This window comes from Buchnera aphidicola (Schlechtendalia chinensis) (assembly GCF_001648115.1).
In the GTDB taxonomy this organism is placed as follows: domain Bacteria; phylum Pseudomonadota; class Gammaproteobacteria; order Enterobacterales; family Enterobacteriaceae; genus Buchnera_B; species Buchnera_B aphidicola_N.
This window is the reverse complement of record NZ_CP011299.1, coordinates 18,472-39,883: the sequence shown is the minus strand read 5'-3', so window position 1 is coordinate 39,883 and position 21,412 is coordinate 18,472. Positions and strand designations below refer to the sequence as shown.

The following is a 21,412-nucleotide window of genomic DNA, read 5'->3' as shown; positions in this document are numbered from 1 at the left end:
AAATTAAACTATCTTTAAATATTTCACTTCGACGGGAACTAATTCGTGAAAGATTTATTAAAATTTTTGAAATCACAAATTAAAACTGATGAATTTGATGCAATAAAAATTTCTCTTGCTTCTCCTGACATGATTCGATCTTGGTCATTTGGAGAAGTTAAAAAACCAGAAACAATTAATTATAGAACGTTTAAACCAGAAAGAAACGGACTATTTTGTGCACGTATATTCGGTCCAGTAAAAGATTACGAATGTTTATGCGGAAAATACAAGAGATTAAAACATCGTGGAGTTATCTGTGAAAAATGCGGAGTAGAAGTTACTCAAAGTAAAGTTAGAAGAGAACGAATGGGACACATCGAACTAGCTTCGCCTATTGCACATATTTGGTTTTTAAAATCATTACCGTCAAGAATCGGATTATTATTAGATATGCCATTACGAGATATTGAAAGAGTACTCTACTTTGAATCTTATGTAGTCATCGAAGAAGGAATTACTAACCTCGAAAAACATCAAATTTTAACTGAAGAGCAATATTTAAACGCATTAGAAGAATTTGGCGATGAATTTGTAGTAAAAATGGGTGCAGAAGCTATACAGTTGTTGTTGTCCAACATAAATTTAACAAAAGAATGTGAAATCTTAAGAAAAGAATTGTTTAATAGTAATTCTGAAACTAAACGAAAAAAATTAACAAAACGTATTAAATTATTAGAATCCTTTATACAATCTCAAAATAAACCTGAATGGATGATTCTAACTGTACTACCAATTTTACCTCCTGATCTTAGACCATTAGTACCATTGGATGGCGGACGATTTGCTACTTCAGATTTGAACGATTTGTACCGTAGAGTAATAAACAGAAATAATCGATTAAAACGTTTACTAGAATTGTCAGCTCCTGACATCATTGTAAGAAATGAAAAAAGAATGTTGCAAGAAGCAGTAGATGCTTTACTAGACAACGGAAGAAGAGGTAGAGCTATAACTGGATCAAACAAACGCCCATTAAAATCACTTTCTGACATGATAAAAGGAAAACAAGGAAGATTTAGACAAAATTTATTAGGGAAAAGAGTAGACTATTCTGGAAGATCAGTTATTACTGTTGGACCTTATTTACGATTACATCAATGTGGTCTACCTAAAAAAATGGCTCTAGAATTGTTCAAACCATTTATTTATGGAAAATTAGAAATAAAAGGATTAGCTACTACAATCAAAGCTGCAAAAAGAATGGTAGAACGCGAAGAATCAATTGTGTGGGATATTTTAGAGGAAGTAATTCGCGAACATCCAGTACTATTAAATCGAGCACCTACGTTACATAGATTAGGAATTCAAGCTTTTGAACCAATATTAATTGAAGGAAAAGCAATACAGTTACATCCATTAGTATGTGCAGCATACAATGCAGACTTTGACGGAGATCAAATGGCAGTACATGTTCCGTTAACATTGGAAGCACAATTGGAAGCACGTTCATTAATGATGTCTACTAATAATATCCTTTCACCTGCTAATGGAGAACCGATTATCGTACCTTCTCAAGACGTTGTATTAGGACTTTATTATATGACTAGAGATAAGATAAATGTCAAAGGAGAAGGAATGATACTTAATAATCCGAAAGAAGCAGAAAGAGTATATCGTATGGGAATAGCTAATCTTCATGCTAAAGTAAAGGTGAGAATTTCAGAATATTCTCTTGCAGAAAATGAAAACTTTTTGAGAACAAAAAAAATTACGAATACTACTATAGGAAGAGCAATTTTATGGATGATTGTTCCAAAAGGTTTACCTTACTCTATTGTAAATCAAATATTAGGGAAAAAATCTATTTCTACAATGTTAAATGTTTGCTATAGAATACTTGGATTAAAACAAACTGTAAAATTCGCTGACCAAATTATGTATACAGGATTTGCTTACGCTGCACGCTCCGGAGCGTCAGTGGGAATTGATGATATGGTCATTCCTGAAAAAAAAGCTAATATTATTACGGAAGCAGAAATTGAAGTAGCAGAGATACAAGATCAATTTCAATCAGGACTCGTTACATCTGGAGAAAGGTACAATAAAGTCATTGATATTTGGGCAGCAGCTAACGAACGCGTTTCAAAAGCTATGATGAAAAATTTATCTACAGAATTCATAATTGACAAAAATGGTAAAAAAATTCAACAAACTTCATTTAATAGCATCTTCATGATGGCAGATTCAGGTGCAAGAGGATCAGCTGCCCAAATCCGACAATTAGCTGGAATGAGGGGATTAATGGCTAAACCAGACGGTTCGATTATAGAAACACCTATTACAGCAAATTTCAGAGAAGGACTAAACGTATTACAATATTTCATTTCAACTCATGGTGCTCGAAAAGGATTAGCTGATACTGCACTAAAAACTGCGAACTCAGGCTACTTAACTCGTCGTTTAGTTGACGTTGCTCAAGACTTAGTAATCACTGAAAACGACTGTAAAACAAATGAAGGAATTATAATGACTGCAGTTATAGAAGGAGGAGATATAAAAGAACCATTAAGAGAAAAAGTTTTGGGACGTGTTACAGTAGAAAACATTTTAGACACTTATTCTGCAGAAATATTAATACCTAAAAACACATTTTTAAATGAAAAATGGTGCAATATTTTAGAAAAAAACTCTATCGATAGTGTAAAAGTAAGATCAGTAGTAAACTGTGAAACTAATTTTGGCGTATGTGCTCATTGTTATGGAAGAGATCTTGCTAGAGGAAAAATAGTCGAAAAAGGAGAAGCAATTGGAGTTATCGCCGCACAGTCCATTGGAGAACCAGGAACACAACTTACAATGAGAACATTCCATATCGGTGGAGCAGCTTCAAGAGCAGCACTAGAATCTAATGTACAAGTTAAAAATTTTGGAACTATAAAATTAAAAAATTCTAAATCTGTAATAAACTCTGAAGGGAAAATAATAATTACCGGTCGTAATGTAGAATTAAAAATTATTGACAAATTTAAAAGAACAAAAGAAAGTTATAAAGTTCCATATGGAGCTATAATGGCTAAGAAAAATAAAGAAACAGTAAAACCAGGAGAAATAGTAGCCAAGTGGGATCCTCACACTATTCCAGTTATTTCCGAAGTTAATGGATATATTAAATTTATAGACATGATTGATGGGCAAAGTATTACTAGACAAACAGATGAACTTACAGGTTTAACATCTATAGTTATATTAGATACATCAGAACGTACTATCATTGGAAAAGATCTAAGGCCATCATTAAAAATAGTAGATTCTAACGATAATGATGTACTAATTATTGGTTCCGACATGCCAGCACAATACTTTTTACCAGGAAAATCAATAGTACAAGTTGATAATAACGTTGAAATTAGATCAGGAGATACTCTAGCTAGAATTCCTCAAGAATCCGGTGGTACCAAAGACATTACCGGAGGTTTACCAAGAGTTGCAGACCTTTTTGAAGCACGTCGGCCAAAAGAATTAGCAATTTTAGCTGAAATTAGTGGTTTTATTTCTTTTGGTAAAGACACTAAAGGAAAACGGAGATTAATTATAACTCCATATGATGGAAATAATCCTTATGAAGAAATGATTCCAAAATGGAGACAATTAAACGTTTTTGAAGGAGAAAGAGTTGAAAAAGGTGATATTATATCAGATGGACCAGAATCTCCTCATGACATTTTAAGATTGAGAGGTATTCAAGCTGTAACTAAATATATCGTTAATGAAGTACAAGAAGTCTATCGACTTCAAGGAGTAAAAATTAATGATAAACATATTGAAGTGATAGTACGACAAATGCTTAGAAAAGCAACAATTATTCAATCTGGAAATTCAGAATTTTTAAATGGAGAACAAGTAGAATATTCTCGTGTTAAAATGTCTAATGAAATATTAAATAATAAAAGAAAAATATTAGCAACTTTTTCTAGAGATTTATTAGGAATTACTAAAGCTTCTCTTGCAACAGAATCGTTTATATCCGCAGCTTCTTTTCAAGAAACCACTCGAGTACTTACTGAATCAGCAGTAGCAGGAAAGAAAGATGAACTACGTGGACTAAAAGAAAATGTTATTGTAGGACGATTAATTCCAGCAGGAACAGGATATTCATATCATAAAAAAAGATTAAATCACCGTAAGAAAGAAAATGTAAAATCTGATTTGCCTCCTTCTGTTAGTGTAGAAGAAGCATCTGCAAATTTATCAGAACTATTAAATTCTACAGTTTAAGTTAGAATACAAAAATGAACATTTACTATTTCTGTGAATGTTTGTTTTTTATATTTATTTATACTTTATGTAAAAACATTATTTTAAATAATGTAGAAAAATATAATTTTAAAATTACTTTGCATCAAATCTAATTGTTTAATTTAAATAAACTTGTTTTTTTAAAATGCAAAAATTTAAAATAAATATTAAAATTTTTCATAAACATTATTTCATATCAACGTTTTACATTACTTTTAAAATTATTTTTACAAAAATATTCAAAATTTTCAAATATATTTAATTAAAAATATTAATTATTAAAAAAAATGTTTCAGAAATTCTTATAAATTTACAATTGTTAAAGAGACTAAAATGAATAAATCGCAATTAATTGACGCAGTTTCTAAAAAAACTAATTTGTCAAGAACACACATTAAATGCATTGTAAAAACAATATTAACAATTATTGTTGATACACTAAAAGATGGAAAATCTGTTCAATTAGCAGGATTTGGAACATTTAAAGTTAATAGTAGAGCAGCAAGAATTGGAAGAAATCCACAAACTGGGGAAACAATACAAATTTCAGAAAAAAAAATCCCAACATTTACATCTGGAAAAAGTTTTAAAACAGAAATAGAAAAAACACTTTAAAATTGTTAAAAACAGAAATCAATTTTTTTAAAATATACATACAAAATAACATTTTGTTTTTATATTTAAAATTGTTACATTAATATTTAACTAAAATTTATTTTGATATATTTTATAAAAACTAATTGTACAAATATATATTTGAAATTAAAACTATGAAAAAAGAAAAAACAATAAAAAATGCACTAATTAGTGTTTTTGACAAAACTGGAATTGTAAATTTTGCTAAAACACTAACAGAAAAAAAAATCAATTTATTTTCTACTTCTGGAACAGAAAAAGTATTAAAAAATGCAGGTATTTCATCTACAAATATTTCAAAATATACTAATTTCCCTGAAATAATGTCAGGAAGAATTAAAACTTTGCATCATAAAATATATTCTAGTATATTAGCACGTCCAGATAAAGATCTAAACATTATGAATCGTTTTGGTATTATTAAAATGGACTTAATTGTAATAAATTTTTATCCATTTTTTAAAATAGCAAATATAGAAAACAATGATCATCAGTATATAATTGAATCTATTGATATTGGAGGTCCAACTATAGTTCGAGCTGCTGCAAAAAATTACAAAAATGTTACTATTATAACTAAATTAGAAGATTATAATCATATAATAGAAGAAATGAATATTAATGATAATACTGTTACTGAAAAAACTCGTTTAAAATTAGCTTGTTCCGCATTTCAATACGTTTTAAACTATGACTATGATATTATGAAATATTTTTCAAAATTAAACAATAATACTCAACATTATAATGTCGAAAGATCTCTGCCAAAATACTTAAATTTTATATTTAAAAAAAAACAAAATTTAGCATATGGAGAAAATCAATATCAAAAAGCAGGATTATATGTCAATTCGTGCCAAAATTATAATATAACTCATATTCAAGGAAAAACTTTATCTTATAACAATGTATCAGATGCTGACGCAGCTATATCATGTATTCAAGAATTTAACGAACCAGCATGTGTCATAGTAAAACATGGTAATCCTTGTGGTGTAGCAATTTCAAAAAATCATTTTTCTGCTTATATTTCTGCTTATAATTCAGATCCTGTTTCAGCATTTGGTGGAACAATTGCATTTAATAATACATTAAATGAAAAAACAGTACAAACCATAATAAACACACAATTTATAGAATTAATCGTAGCTCCAAATATTACTAATGAAGCATTAATCATTCTCTCTAAGAAGCCAAATATAAGAATACTTAAATATTGTAATATTCATAATAATAAAAACAAATTAAATATAAAATCAATTTGTGGAGCTTTTTTAATTCAAACAGATTACCATGATTGTATTAATAAAAATACATGGAAAACGGTTAGTGAAAGGTTACCTACTTTTAAAGAAACAAATGATGCCCTATTCGCTTTAAAAGTTGTTAAGCACCTTAAATCAAATGCTATCGTTTATGTTAAAAATTTAAAAACAATTAGTATTGGTGCAGGACAAACCAGTCGAATCGATGCTATTAAAATAGCAACAATGAAAGCTAAAGAAAACAAGAAAGAACTAGAACAATCTATAATAGCATCCGACGCATTTTTTCCATTTGTAGATAGCATAGATATTGTTGCAAAACAAGGAGTTTCATGCATTATTCAGCCAGGAGGATCCATTAAAGATAAAGATATCATTTCTGCTGTCAATAAATACAAAATCTCTATGATTTTTACAAAATTAAGATATTTTAAACATTAAAATCCTCATTTAAATTTTTTTGGATCATATTAATATATTAATACTAATTCAAATAAAGGAGGTAATACGATGATATATAGTATGACTGGATATGCGAAAGAAAAAATAAATAAAAAATGGGGAAGTGCTATATTTGAAATTCGTTCATTCAATCATCGTTATTTAGAAATTAATCTGAGATCATCAGAAGAATTAAGAGAGTTAGAACCTATAATTCGTCAATACATCAAATTAAACATGAGTAGAGGAAAAATAGAATGTAATTTACAATTTGAATCTAATAAATATGAAATGTTAACTAAATCAATTAACACTCCTCTCATTAAACAGTTAATTAAACATATAAAATATATAAAATTAAACGTTCCAGATGGAATTATTAATATAATCGATTTATTAAATTGGCCTGGAGTAATAAACTTAAAAAATAATAACAAAGAAAAAATTTCTTCTGAAATATCAGAATTATTTAAAAGAACTATAAAAAAGTTGTTGAAATTTAGAGAAAGTGAAGGTATACATCTTAAAAAACTAATAGAAACAAAATTGTTTTTTATACAACATAATATAAAAATTATAAGAGATAACATAAAACAAATTACAAAATGGCAAAAAAAAAGAATTTTGGAAAAAATAGAAGAATTTAAAATAGAAATCGATCAGAATAGATTAAATCAAGAATTATTTTTTATAATACAGAAAACCGATATTGCAGAAGAATTAGACAGAATTGAAATACATATTTTAAAAACTTTTTCAATATTAGAAAATAAAGAACCAATTGGAAGAAAATTAGACTTTATCATGCAAGAACTAAATAGAGAAATTAATACATTATCCTCAAAATCCTCAAATTTTGAAATTCATTCATCTGTCATAGAGATAAAAGTGTTAATTGAACAAATTAGAGAACAAAGCCAAAATATAGAATGATAATTAACATTTATTACTATAAACAATTAAACCGTATTTCTAATCAATAATTTTAAGATTCGATACTATAACTTATTAAATTAATATTTTTACATAATAATTATTTAATTTTTTAAAATTATCTGTGTTTAAAAGTAACTATGATATAGGTTAAATTGTAAATTTGTAATAAAAAGAATAAAAAATATATAATTATTCATACTAATAGTTAATATAATTATAAATGCAATGTTAAAAAATTATTATCAATAATATAAGATACACTTTCTATAATTAAATATATAGAAATTGGGATGATACAAAATGTTCATTAGAAAATATGGTCCAAGCAGCGAAAATTATTAGGGAAAATTATAATTAATGACGAGATGTAAAAAAACGATGTTGTTATTAGTTAATAACAACATCGTTTTTTTACATCTCGTCATTAATTATAATTTTCCCTAATAATTTTCGCTGCTTGGACCATATTTTCTAATGAACATTTTGTATCATCCCAATTTCTTGTCTTCAAACCACAATCTGGATTTACCCACAATCTATCTATCGGAATATAATTGATAGCTTTTTCAAGTAAAGAAGTTATCCATTTTACACTAGGAACACTTGGAGAATGAACATCATATACACCTGGACCAATACCATTTGGATATTCAAAATTTTTAAAAAATTCTAATAATTCCATATCAGATCTTGAAGTTTCAATAGTAATTACATCTACATCTAATAAAACAATGGCATCCATAATTTCATTAAATTCACAATAACACATATGCGTATGAATTTGAGTATCATCCCGAACACCAAAACAAGATAACTGAAAAGTTTTGATAGCCCAAGAAAAATATGAATTCCAAAGACTACAACGTAATGGTAAACCTTCTCTCAATGCTGGTTCATCAATTTGAATAATAGAAATTCCTTCCTTTTCTAATTCTAACACTTCATCACGAAGAGATAATGCTATTTGATTAGCTATATCTTTTTCAGACAAATCTTCACGTAAAAAAGACCAACATAAAATTGTCATAGGACCAGTTAACATACCTTTAACTGGTTTATTGGTTAGAGATTGCGCATATGTAATCCAATCAATAGTAATTGATTTAGAACGACTAACATCACCTACAATAATAGGAGGTTTTACACATCGTGAACCATAACTTTGCACCCATCCATTATCAGTAAATACGAAACCATTCAAATTTTCTCCAAAATATTCTACCATATCATTTCGTTCAAACTCTCCATGAACTAAAACATCAATGTCTAAATTTTCTTGAAAAGAAATAGCAGATTTAATGTGCTTATACAACTCAATTTGATAATTTTTAAAACTTATATTGCCCAATTTATAATCTAAACGTAAATTTCGTATTATTTGTGTTTGTGGAAAAGAACCTATTGTAGTAGTTGGAAACAAAGGTAAATTCAATCTTTTCTTTTGTTTTTTTGACCTAACAGAATATACGTTATCTCTTTTGACATCACTTAATAAAATTTTTTTTACTTTATTTTGAACTAAGATATCATTTACTAAATTTGAATTAGAACGATCATAAATTGGTTGACTCCACAATTCTATTTCATTTTTAACATTATTATTTAATGCATTTTTTAATAATGACAATTCTTCACATTTTTGTAACGAAAATGATAACCAACTTTTTACTTCTTTACTCATTCGCGCTTCAAAATTTAAATCTATAGGAGAATGTAACAAAGAACAAGAAGGAGCTATCCATATCTGATCTCTAAATTCTATAAAAGGTTTTAACTTCACAAACCATTTTTTTAAATTCGAACGCCAAACATTTCTTCCATTTATTATACCCAATGATACTAACCATTTTTTAGGAATAAAACTATTCAACAAAGATAAATCACACTTTTCAGAAACTAAATCTAAATGTAAACCTTGAACAGGCAATTTGGTAATTAAATCAAGATTATGACTAATACCTCCAAAATAAGTAGTTAATAACAATTTAGTATAACCAAACAACTTATAGTAAGTTGAATAAAAAAATTTCTTCCAATTTTCAGGCAACTCTAGCACTAAAATAGGTTCATCAATTTGAACCCATGTTACACCTCTTTCCTTCAATTTCAACAAAATCTTAACATAAATAGGAATAATCTTGTTCAGCAAAGTTAACTTATCAAAATTAGAACCCTTAACTTTCCCTAACCATAAATAAGTTAACGGACCTAAAATTATAGGTTTAACATTATCATATAATAATAATGCTTCATCTATTTCTTCAAATAACTGTAACCAAGACAACTTGAAACTTGAAGAATTTGTAAATTCAGGAACAATATAATGATAATTAGTATTAAACCATTTCGTCATATCTGATGCCAAACCTGACTTTTCATCAGAGCAATCACCACGAGAAATTCGAAACATAGTATCTAAAGTAATAGTCTCATCTTTGTTTTTATGTCTCTCAGGTATATTTCCTAATAGCATAGACATTCCTAAAACATGATCGTACCAAGAAAAATCACCAACAGGAATAAAATCAATACCTCTATCTTTTTGTTGTTTCCAATGACGATGTCTTAACATTTTTCCAACAGATAGCAATTCATTTTTAGAAATTTTACCAGACCAATAATTTTCCAAAGCTACCTTTAATTCTCTTTTTACACCAATTCTAGGAAATCCTAACGTATGACTCATTACTTTCATATAACAGTTCCCGTATGTATGTAAATGCTAAAAACACCAAATAATTATTTAAATAATTATTTACTAAAATTGAAAAATTCTGAAAAATAACTTATTTTATATATAAAAATCTATTAAATTAATTTAAATATTTCAAAATCATATAAATCTAAAAATGTTATTTTAGAATTCATATGATTCTTAATATACAACACAAAAATAAAAAACATACTTAAAACATATAATATTTTTTATTAACATATAATATTCTAAAAAACATACAATTAAATATTTTCATTATTATTCAAGTAAATTAAAAATTTTAATTAAATAATTTGCTACTCCATCTTCAAAGTTACTTCCAATCACTTCAAAATCAGAAAGACTCTCCTTAAGAAAATGTTGTCCATTTTTCATAATGCATCCTTTTCCAGAAATTTCTAACATATCCTTATCATTCATTCCATCTCCAAAAGATAAACACTTTTTTAAAGAAATTCCTAGTAAATTAGAAACTAATTGCAATGCATTTCCCTTAGAAACTTCATTAGAAACTACTTCTAAACAATTAGAACATGAAAAATTAACATTTACTTTCGATTTAAAATTATCTAAAATATATTTTTGTAAAAAATGTAATTTATTTAAATTACTACTAGTAAAAAATACTTTATTAAAATCCAAAAAAATTAAATTTTTCAAATCTAATAACGTATATTTAAATCCAAATGAATTATATAAATTCACACCATTATTACTATAATTGTTACTAATATACCAACTATCATGAGAATATAATTGAATTAATATATCTTTATCTAATGAACATAATTTTATCAAATCTAGTATGACGTATTTATTAACATTGGAACTATATACTAACTGATCATAAGGATCATAGATTCTCGCTCCATTCGAAGTAATCAAAAAAGTTAAAATTCCTAAATTATTTCTAACTTTAATCGCTTCAAAATAATGTCTTCCTGTTGCTATAATGAAATAAACTCCTTTTTTAACTAATGACTGAACAACATTAATCGTAAGATCAGTTAAGGAACTATTTGGCGCTAATAGTGTTCCATCTAAATCAGAAGAAATAATATGATAATACATAGTATCCTTAATGTATACTAATTAATAATATAATAATTTTACAGCTTAAATAAAAAAGATTATATTCAATTTTTTAAATTTAGCATAATCTGAAAACTTTTATATTACTTAATAAATGTTTTAAAAGATACAACCACACATAACGACGAAAATATAAATGGGAAAATATGACTGAAAAAAAAATAAATGTGATCATTCTTGCTGCTGGAAAGGGACTAAGAATGTGTTCTAAATATCCAAAAGTACTACATTTGTTAGGAAACAAACCTATACTACAACATGTTGTCGACTTAACAGATTCTATTTGTACAAAAAAAATTTATTTAATATATAGTTCAAAATACAGACTATTCAAATCTATTGTTACTAATCCTAACTTAATTTGGATAAAACAAAAGAAAATATTAGGTACTGGAAATGCAATATACCAAATAAAAAAAATTTTAAAGAAAAATGAAAATTATTTAATATTATATGGCGATATGCCTTTAATATCTAAAGAATCTATAAAAAAGTTAATTTCATCTAAAGAAAAGTCATCTATTAGTTTATTAACAGAAACAATAACAGACCCAAAAAATTATGGAAGAATTATTCGAAAAAAAGGAAAAATAAAAAAAATAGTAGAACATTCTGAAACTTCTAAAAAACAATTAAAAATAAACGAAGTTAATTCTGGTATTTTCATAACTAGTGGAAAATGTCTCGAAAGATGGATAAAAAAAACAAATAACAATAACAAAAAGAAAGAATATTATATCACTGACATTATCAATTTTGCTTATCAAGAAAAATGCACAATAAGTTCTATAAATCCTACAAAAAAAAATGAAATAATAGGAATAAACGACAGATTTCAACTATCAGTAGCAGAAAAGTTATATCAAGAAAAAAGAATAAAAAACCTAATACTATCAGGAGTAAAAATTCATAACCCATCAAATTTTAATTTTAAAGGTACATTAAAACATGGGGAAAATGTAGAAATTGATTATGGTGTTACTTTAGAAGGTTTAGTTATATTAGGAAATTTTGTAAAAATCGAACCAGGATGTGTTATAAAAAATAGTATCATTGGTAATAAGTGTCACATAAAGGCATATACCATTATTGAATCAGCAACCATATCTGAAAATTGTATTATTGGACCTTTCTCTCACTTAAGAGATAACACAAAATTAGAAAAAAAAGTTCAAATAGGAAATTTTGTTGAAATTAAAAAAACTACTGTAAAAAACGAGTCCAAAATAAAACATCTAAGTTATTTAGGAAATGCTCAAATTGGAAAAAAAGTTAACGTTGGTGCAGGAACTATTTTTTGTAATTATGACGGAAAAATAAAATCAAATACTATTATAGAAAATAACGTTTTCATAGGATCAAATTGTCAAATAATCGCTCCTATAAAAATTGCGAATAACACAATTATCGCAGCAGGAACTACAGTTACAAAAAATGTTAATCAACCTAGTATGGTTTATAATAAAAAAGTAGAAATACAAAAAAAAATATAAAACTTTAAATCATACATAAAAATATTAAAACACCAAAATAATATATAATTTTATTATAGGAAATATAATGTGTGGAATCATCGCTGCAATTGCACGAAAGAACGTAGTGAACGTATTAAAAGAAGGAATAATACGATTAGAATATAGAGGATACGATTCTTCGGGATTAGCAATTATAAACAAAAAAAACAAAATACTGCGTTTCCGAGCAAAAGGAAAAGTTAAAAATTTAATAAAAATTATTAAAAACAAATCTTTATCCGGACATATTGGTATGGCACATACTAGATGGGCAACACATGGAAAAGCATTAGTAAAAAATGCTCATCCTCATATATCTAGCAACGTTGCTATCGTACACAACGGAATTATTGAAAATTATAAAAAAATTAAAACGTACCTCCAAGAGCAAGGATACATTTTCCTTTCTAACACTGATACAGAAGTTATCGCTCATTTAATTCACTTTACTCAAAAAATTTATAATAAAAAAAGTTTGTTTAATATTATACAAATAATTACCAAAAAATTAGAAGGAAATTATAGCATGGTAATTATGGATTCTAATGACTCAAAAGTACTATTAGCAGTAAGATCAGGTAGTCCACTGCTCGTTGGAAAAGGAGAGATGGGAAACTATATATCTTCTGATCAACTAGCATTTTCAAACATTGCTAGAAATTTAATATATTTAAAAGAAAATGACATTGCACTATTAACACATAATAATGTCACTATTTTTGATAAAAATGGTATTTTACAAAATAGAAAAGAAATTGAATCTGAAATTAAAAATAAAAGTGTACACAAAGGAAAATTTAAACACTATACAGCAAAAGAAATATATGAACAACCTGTTTCAATAAAAAACACTATTCTAAATAGATTTATAAAAAATGAAACAGTTTATTTTTCTGAATTAGACGTTAAAGCTGAAAAAATATTTTCTCAAACAGAGCATATCCAGATTATAGCATGCGGAACATCATATCATGCAGGATTAGTATCAAAATATTGGTTCGAATCATTAGCTATGATAGCGTGTGACGTTGAAGTAGCTTCAGAATTCTGTTATAAAAAAATTTTAGTTAGAAAAAATAGTTTATTGTTAATAATATCACAATCTGGAGAAACAGCTGACAACTTGAACGCCTTAAAAATTTCTAAAAACTTAGGATACTTAGGGTCGCTAACAATATGTAATTCCAAAAGTTCTTCTCTAGTATATGAATCTGACTTTTCATTATTTACTTGTGCAGGAATAGAGATAGGTGTTGCATCTACAAAAGCATTTACTACTCAACTAACTGTACTACTTATGCTAGTAGCTAAATTCATTCATCTAAAAAGCAAAAATTTTAAATTAGAAAAAAAAATAATAAACTTACTAAACATACTACCTAATAGAATAGAAGAAATATTAAAACATAAAAAAAGTGTTTATTCCTTAGCCAAAAAAATATTCGATAAAAAAAATATTATTTTTTTAGGAAAAGGAGAACAATATCCAATTGCAATGGAAGGAGCATTAAAAATAAAAGAAATTTCATACATCCACGCAGAAGGATATCCAATAGGAGAACTTAAACATGGACCATTAGCACTAATTGACTCCAATGTTCCAATAATTATAATTGCTCCAAATAATAATCTTTTAGAAAAAATAAAATTAAATATAGAAGAAATTCATTCCAGAGGTGGATTAATTTATATTCTTTCAGATCCATTTGCTAAATTTAATAAAAACAGAAACATTATACGATTACCTTATATAGAACATTTAATTTCACCAATTTTTTATGCAATTCCATTGCAACTTTTGGCATATTATACAGCTTTAATTAAAGGTGAAAATATAGATCAACCTAGAAATTTAGCAAAGTCAGTAACAGTAGAATAAAAAATGCATAAAGCACAGCTGAAATATAAAATTTAAAAAAGCTAATTATTTTTCTATATCAATTTTTAATTTTTTCATTGCGTTTTTTTCTAATTGACGCACTCTTTCTGCAGAAATTCCATAATCATTAGCAATTTCTTGCAAAGTAACTTTATTGCCTTCATCTAACCATCTTGCTTTAATAATATGACGACTTCTTTCGTCTAATCTTAAAAGAGCATTGTTCAATTTATTAGAAGTGTGCGATTTCCAATTATTCTTTTCAACATTATTAGCAAAATCAGAAAAATTATCTTTTAAATACGGAACTATATTTTTTTCTGACCCTCTCTTTGTATCCTCACTTAAAAAAGAATGTAAAGCTACGTCTTGAGCTGACATTCGAGACTCCATTTCCCTCACATCCTCACTTTTTACGCCCAATTCACGTGCAACAAGTTCCAATTCATCTTTATTAAACCATCCTGATTTTCGCTTAGCTTTACGCAAATTAAAAAACAATTTTCTTTGCGATTTAGTTGTAGCAACTTTAACAATTCTCCAATTTTTTAATACATACTCATGAATTTCAGATTTTATCCAATGTACAGCAAATGAAACTAAACGAACTCCAATTTCAGGATTAAAACGACGAACAGCTTTCATTAATCCAATATTTCCTTCTTGTATTAAATCAGATTGCAACAATCCATATCCTGAATAACTTCTAGAAATATGGATCACAAATCTTAAGTGAGATAAAATTAAAGTCTTTGCAGCTTCTAAATCACTATTATAATATAACCGTTTAGACAGTGATTTTTCTTCTTCTAAAGATAGCATTGGCCACGAATTAGCAACTCTAATATAAGATTCTAAATTTCCTAAAGAAACTATTGCTAATGTTTCCATATTTTTATTCATTCACAATCCATAAAAAACACAAACACAATAAAAAAATACAACATATAAACTATAAAATGTTATTGATATAATACGTTAAAAAATTATAAAATCAAATTTATATTTAAAAACTTTTAATGTATTAAGTAAAAAACCAATATCATTTTTTATATATCTTTCAAAAAAATAGCATCCACAAAATTCTCACTATTAAAGTCCTGAAGATCCGAAAGTTTTTCTCCGAAACTAATATATCTAATTGGAATAGACAACTGATTAGCTATAGAAAAAATTATTCCACCTTTTGCTGTACCATCTAATTTTGTAATTGCTAACCCAGTAATACCCAAAGCTTCATTAAAAATTTTAGCTTGCTTAATAGAATTCTGACCTATGCATGCATCTAACACTAAAATAATTTCATCAGGTGCAGAAGAATCTATTTTTTTCATAACTCTTTTTATTTTTTTTAATTCTTCTATCAAATCAATATTATTATGTAATCTACCTGCAGTATCAGCTATTAAAATATCAATTTTTTTTGATTTTGCTGCTTCACATGCATCAAATATTACCGAAGCAGGATCAGATTTGCACTGGCGTGCTATTACTGAAACTAAATTTTTTTCTCCTAAAATTTTTAATTGATCAATAGCAGCAGCTCGAAATGTATCTCCAGCAGCTAGCATTACTGATTTTCCTTGATTTTTAAAATATCTAGTCAATTTTCCAATCATAGAAGTTTTTCCTACTCCATTAATACCCACTACCAATATTGAAAAAGGTTTTTTAGGTATTATGTTCAATGGTATTTCTACTTTTTTTAAAATATTAATCATGTTTTTTTTTAATAGTTCAAAAACGTCTTTGCTATCACTTATTTTTTTTAAGCGTGATTCTCTAATTAAACTATTAACTAATTCGCGAGAAGTCTCTACACCAACATCAGACATTAAAAGTTGATTAGAAATATCTTCATAACATGATTGTTCTATTTTGTTTTTCGAAAATAGTAATTGAATTTTAGATCCTAAACTATTTTTAGTTTTTAATAACTTTTCTGCCAATATTGATAATATTTTGTTTTTTTTTAAATGTTGTGTACCTAACGAACGATTTTTAATATTTTCTTCATTACCTAAAGAATTTTTAAGATTGTTTAAATTTTTATTGGTTTTAACATTTTGAAAAACATTATTTAGTTCATTATCTTTAAAAATTTTACGTTCATGGCAAATTTTTGCGTCAGCATTTTTACTTTTTATACTAAATACTTTCTTTAAATTTGACCAAGAAAAAAATTTTCGAATTCTGTTTTTATCATCTTTTGACATAATAATACACTCCGTTTATTATAAAAAAGATAAATCATTATATTTAAAATAATATTACTTATGTAAAGTTGTATTTTATTCCAAAATACATTAAAAAATTAAATTAGAACTCTATTTTTTTTATATATAGTTATATAATTATACATCTATTGAATATAAAATACTCAAATGAAAAATAATAAAAAAAATACTATTCGAATTATTAGTGGAAAATTTAAAGGGCATATAATTTTAATAAAAAAAAATCTTAAAATACGTCCAACTACTAATCGAATGCGTGAAACATTATTTAGTTGGATACACAATAAAATTGTTAATGCTAAATGCTTAGATTGTTTTTCTGGAAGTGGGGCTCTTGGAATAGAAGCAACTTCTCGATATGCTCATTCTGTCACTTGTATAGAGCAAGATACAAAAACAGTACACGCTTTAAAAAAAATGTCTGTTAAATTTAAAAAAAGTAATATAAGAGTTATACACGCTAATGCGCTTAAATGGTTAAAAAGAATACGTGAACCTTACGATATCATATTTTTAGATCCTCCATTTAAAACTCAATTATTACAAACAGCAATCTTCCAATTAGAAAAATATAAATATGTTCAAAATAATTCATTAATATATATAGAACGAGAAAAAACATCTGACAAATTACTTATACCCAATTACTGGAAATTGTGCAAAGAAAAAAAGACTACATATACTAACTGTCAACTCTATGTTAAAGAAAAAAATATTTGAATGTATACTTTTTACTCTAAGTTATAAAAAATATTTAAAATTATTTATATATATCGAAATATTAAAAAATCCAATATTTTCATTAAAATACTTATAAAATACAACAAAATTTAAACACTTTTAAAAAAAAATGAATAATAATTTAAAATTCTTAAAACGTCTGAAATATTTAATACCTAAACATGTAAAACCTAAATTTGAACACGACGAAGATCTATTAGCTTGGAATCAAGAACAAGGAAGACTATCTTCAGAAAGAATTTTAAAAAAAAATAAAGAGACAAAAATCCAACGCATTTTAGGACGATCTGGAATTAGAGAATTATATATGAACTGTTCTTTCGAAAATTATCGAATAGAACATGCAGGTCATAAAAAAGTTGCAAAAGCCGCTAAAAAATATGCTGAAGAATTCAACAAAAGTATTGCAAGTTTTATATTTTCTGGAAAACCTGGAACAGGGAAGAATCACCTTGCTTCTGCTATAGGAAATTACTTAATTCTAAATGGAAATAGTGTATTAATAGTAACCGTAGCAGATCTAATGTCAAACATGAAAGGTACTTTTAAAGGAAATAGCGATATTACTGAAGAAACTTTATTAAACAATTTAAGTAATGTAGATTTGTTAATGATAGATGAGATAGGCATGCAAATAGAATCAAGATATGAGAAAGTAATTATTAATCAAATTGTAGATAGAAGATCATCATCAAAACGTTCAACAGGAATGTTGTCAAATTTAGATTATAAAGGATTAAAAATATTGCTCGGTGAACGAGTTATTGATAGAATGAGATTAGGAAATAGCTTATGGTTAACTTTTGAATGGGAAAGCTACAGAAGACACATACGAGGAAATGAATATTAATGTTAAAAAACCAAATACTAACTTGACTTATTTTCATTAACTTGTTTAACAAAGTTATAAAATCCAATATTTAACTTTTTCAATTTTAATATTCTTATCATTATTTCAATTGCTCAAACTAATTTAAAATTTATATATTTAAAATTAAAACGAAATTTTTAATAAATTAATGCAAATGCATAAAAATCTTAAAAATGTATTCTAAAAAAAAACAAAATAAATTCTTAAATAAAAGTTAAATAAAAATTTTTTGTTATAAAAAAACTTAAACATAATTGAATTTATAAAATTTTATATTGAAAAATTTAAAAAAGTAAAAATTTTTATTTAACTTTTATTTAAGAATTTATTTTGTTTAAAATCAATTAACTAAATACACATGAAACACAAATAATAATCCAAAAAAAAGTAATATTTCTCTCCAAAAGTTAAAAATTCCAAGGAGAGAAATATTAAAATAATATATTTAAAAACTACATCATTCCACCCATTCCACCCATTCCAGGAGAAGAAGGAGAATTGCTTAAATCAGATTTTTCTTCTTTTGGTAAATCTGTTACCATACATTCTGTTGTAATCATTAATCCAGCAACAGATGAAGCGTATTGCAACGCTGAACGAGTGACTTTGGTAGGATCTAATATACCAAATCGAATCATATCTCCATATTCATCTGTAGCAGCATTATATCCATAATTTCCTTTTCCATCTTTTACATTATTAGTTACAACAGAAGGCTCTTCTCCAGAATTAGAGACAATTTGACGTAAAGGCGCTTCCATAGCTCTTAACGCTACTCGTATCCCTACATTTTGATCTTCATTTTGACCTAATAAGTTAGAAATCTTAGCTGCTACCCTTACTAAAGCTACACCACCACCTGGAACTACACCTTCTTCTACAGCAGCACGAGTTGCATGTAACGCATCTTCAACGCGCGCTTTTTTCTCTTTCATTTCTACTTCTGTAGCAGCACCTACTTTCAATACAGCTACTCCACCTGATAATTTAGCTAAACGTTCATTTAATTTTTCTTTATCATAATCAGAAGTAGCTTCATTAATCTGTTGTCGAATTTGACTAATTCTATTTTGAATGTCAAATTTTTGACCAATTCCACCTATTATCGTAGTAGTATCTTTACTTATCACTACACGTTTTGCTTGACCTAAATCTTCTAAAGTTGATTTTTCTAACTCCATAGCCAATTCTTCAGATATTACAGATCCAGCAGTTAATATAGAAATATCCTGCAACATTGCTTTTCTACGATCACCAAATCCTGGTGCTTTTACCGCAGCTACTTTTACAATTCCTCGTATAGAATTTACCACTAAAGTAGCTAACGCTTCACCTTCTAAATCTTCTGAGATTATTAATAAAGGTTTTCCTGATTTTGCAACTGATTCTAATATTGGCAATAATTCTCGAACATTAGAAATTTTTTTATCTGCCATTAAGATATAGGGATTATCTAATTCAACAATACCTGTTTCTGTCTTATTTATGAAATACGGAGATAAATACCCTCGATCAAATTGCATTCCTTTCACAACTTCTAACTCATCTTGCAATCCTGTACCCTCTTCAACAGTAATAACTCCATCTTTTCCTACTTTTTCCATTGCATCAGCAATTAACATTCCAACTTTTTCATCAGCATTTGCGGAAATCGTACCCACTTGAGTTATTGCTCTAGAATCTGAACATGGTACAGACAAGCATTTAAGTTCTTCTACTGCTGCAATCACTGCTTTATCAATCCCTCTTTTTAAATCCATTGGATTCATACCAGCAGCTACAGCTTTTAAACCTTCATTCACGATTGCTTGTGCTAACAAAGTTGCTGTAGTAGTACCATCTCCTGCTGCATCATTTGCCTTAGAAGCTACTTCTTTAACCATTTGAGCTCCCATATTCTCAAACTTGTCTTCTAATTCTATTTCTCTTGCAACAGAAACACCATCTTTCGTAATACTAGGAGCTCCAAAGGATTTATCTAAAACTACATTTCTACCTTTTGGTCCTAAAGTTACTTTTACTGCATCAGCTAATACATTAACACCTCGAAGCATTTTAACACGAGCTTCATTTCCAAATTTTACGTCTTTAGCGGCCATTGAATTTTTTCCTTAAACTTAAAATATGGTATTTTAGAAAATGCTAAAAATTAGTCTTCAACAATTGCTAATATGTCACTTTCAGTTAGAATTAATAATTCTTCGTTGTCAATTTTTTCTACCTTTGCACCGTAACCTTCATTAAAAATTACTAAATCTCCTACTTTAACATCTAACGGCTTTATATTACCATTATCTAAAACACGACCCTTACCAACAGACATTACTGTACCACGAGTAGACTTTGCTGCAGCTGACCCCGTCAATACAATACCACCTGCTGATTTAGATTCTGTTTCTTGACGTTTTACAATAACGCGATCATGTAATGGACGAATATTCATATAATAATTCTCTCCTTCCTATAACTAAAATCCATAACATTTCTTAATTTCCAGTATTTTATGATATAAGATATATGGATTCTAATTCAAACTTTCAAGTATTAAAAAAAATTTTAATTTAAAAAAGTAAAAATATTTAAATTTTAAATAAGCAAATATTTTTATTACAAACATAATATCATATATTTATACACATTTCATAGAAGTATTAATTTTATCTAAAAAAAGTATTGACATTATTAAATTATTGATGTTTAAATGGGATATTATGCCTGGATAGCTCAGTTGGTAGAGCAGAGGACTGAAAATCCTCGTGTCGGCGGTTCAATTCCGTCTCCAGGCATAAAAGTATTAAAATACTTC

14 protein-coding genes and 1 tRNA gene are annotated in these 21,412 nt (G+C 27.0%); 9 read left to right on the top strand and 6 right to left on the bottom strand.

Annotated elements, in window-relative coordinates:
* Positions 1-45 precede the first annotated feature (45 nt).
* The 4 genes from rpoC to XW81_RS00150 all read left to right on the top strand — a co-directional run bounded on the left by rpoC (position 46) and on the right by XW81_RS00150 (position 7,553).
* Positions 46-4,257, top strand: a complete 4,212-nt coding sequence (gene rpoC / locus XW81_RS00165) for a DNA-directed RNA polymerase subunit beta' (RefSeq protein ID WP_075473772.1) — start codon at positions 46-48, stop codon at positions 4,255-4,257.
* Between the two features lie 336 nt (positions 4,258-4,593).
* Positions 4,594-4,893: an HU family DNA-binding protein gene (locus tag XW81_RS00160; RefSeq protein ID WP_267471152.1), complete on the top strand. Its 300-nt coding sequence runs from the start codon at positions 4,594-4,596 to the stop codon at positions 4,891-4,893.
* A 155-nt stretch (positions 4,894-5,048) separates the two neighbouring features.
* Entirely contained in the window at positions 5,049-6,620 is a 1,572-nt protein-coding gene (purH, locus tag XW81_RS00155; RefSeq protein ID WP_075473768.1) for a bifunctional phosphoribosylaminoimidazolecarboxamide formyltransferase/IMP cyclohydrolase, read from the top strand.
* A gap of 69 nt (positions 6,621-6,689) precedes the next feature.
* Positions 6,690-7,553, top strand: coding sequence for a YicC/YloC family endoribonuclease (locus XW81_RS00150; protein ID WP_075473766.1), 864 nt, complete (start codon positions 6,690-6,692; stop codon positions 7,551-7,553).
* Positions 7,554-7,980: 427 nt separating this feature from the next.
* Here the strand turns inward: XW81_RS00150 and metE are convergent, their stop codons facing one another.
* Entirely contained in the window at positions 7,981-10,251 is a 2,271-nt protein-coding gene (metE, locus tag XW81_RS00145; protein ID WP_075473763.1) for a 5-methyltetrahydropteroyltriglutamate--homocysteine S-methyltransferase, read from the bottom strand.
* Between the two features lie 279 nt (positions 10,252-10,530).
* Entirely contained in the window at positions 10,531-11,343 is an 813-nt protein-coding gene (locus XW81_RS00140) for a Cof-type HAD-IIB family hydrolase (protein ID WP_075473761.1), read from the bottom strand.
* Positions 11,344-11,510: 167 nt separating this feature from the next.
* Between XW81_RS00140 and glmU the strand changes: the two genes are divergently transcribed.
* Complete coding sequence (glmU, locus tag XW81_RS00135) at positions 11,511-12,857, top strand: bifunctional UDP-N-acetylglucosamine diphosphorylase/glucosamine-1-phosphate N-acetyltransferase GlmU (protein WP_075473759.1); 1,347 nt, start codon at positions 11,511-11,513, stop codon at positions 12,855-12,857.
* Between the two features lie 67 nt (positions 12,858-12,924).
* The gene (gene glmS, locus XW81_RS00130) at positions 12,925-14,757 is read left to right on the top strand and encodes a glutamine--fructose-6-phosphate transaminase (isomerizing) (protein ID WP_075473757.1); all 1,833 of its coding nucleotides are present in this window, start codon (positions 12,925-12,927) and stop codon (positions 14,755-14,757) included.
* Positions 14,758-14,802: 45 nt separating this feature from the next.
* On the opposite strand, the gene rpoH is transcribed toward glmS, so the two are convergent.
* Both rpoH and ftsY read right to left on the bottom strand, forming a co-directional pair.
* Positions 14,803-15,660, bottom strand: a complete 858-nt coding sequence (gene rpoH / locus XW81_RS00125) for an RNA polymerase sigma factor RpoH (protein ID WP_075473756.1) — start codon at positions 15,658-15,660, stop codon at positions 14,803-14,805.
* A gap of 146 nt (positions 15,661-15,806) precedes the next feature.
* Positions 15,807-16,973, bottom strand: coding sequence for a signal recognition particle-docking protein FtsY (gene ftsY / locus XW81_RS00120; RefSeq protein ID WP_075473753.1), 1,167 nt, complete (start codon positions 16,971-16,973; stop codon positions 15,807-15,809).
* Between the two features lie 168 nt (positions 16,974-17,141).
* On the opposite strand from ftsY, the gene rsmD reads away from it, so the two are divergent.
* Positions 17,142-17,714 carry a 16S rRNA (guanine(966)-N(2))-methyltransferase RsmD gene (gene rsmD, locus XW81_RS00115; protein ID WP_075473751.1) on the top strand — a complete coding sequence of 191 codons (573 nt, stop codon included), beginning with the start codon at positions 17,142-17,144 and terminating at the stop codon, positions 17,712-17,714.
* 130 nt (positions 17,715-17,844) lie between these two features.
* The gene (gene dnaC, locus XW81_RS00110) at positions 17,845-18,585 is read left to right on the top strand and encodes a DNA replication protein DnaC (protein WP_075473748.1); all 741 of its coding nucleotides are present in this window, start codon (positions 17,845-17,847) and stop codon (positions 18,583-18,585) included.
* Positions 18,586-19,058: 473 nt separating this feature from the next.
* On the opposite strand, the gene groL is transcribed toward dnaC, so the two are convergent.
* Both groL and XW81_RS00100 read right to left on the bottom strand, forming a co-directional pair.
* On the bottom strand, positions 19,059-20,705 hold the full coding sequence (groL, locus tag XW81_RS00105) for a chaperonin GroEL (RefSeq protein ID WP_075473746.1): 1,647 nt from the start codon (positions 20,703-20,705) through the stop codon (positions 19,059-19,061).
* Between the two features lie 50 nt (positions 20,706-20,755).
* A complete protein-coding gene (locus tag XW81_RS00100; RefSeq protein WP_075473744.1) occupies positions 20,756-21,049 on the bottom strand; it encodes a co-chaperone GroES in 294 nt (97 codons plus the stop codon).
* 270 nt (positions 21,050-21,319) lie between these two features.
* Between XW81_RS00100 and XW81_RS00095 the strand changes: the two genes are divergently transcribed.
* Positions 21,320-21,392 (top strand) — tRNA-Phe (locus XW81_RS00095).
* The last annotated feature ends 20 nt before the right edge of the window (positions 21,393-21,412 follow it).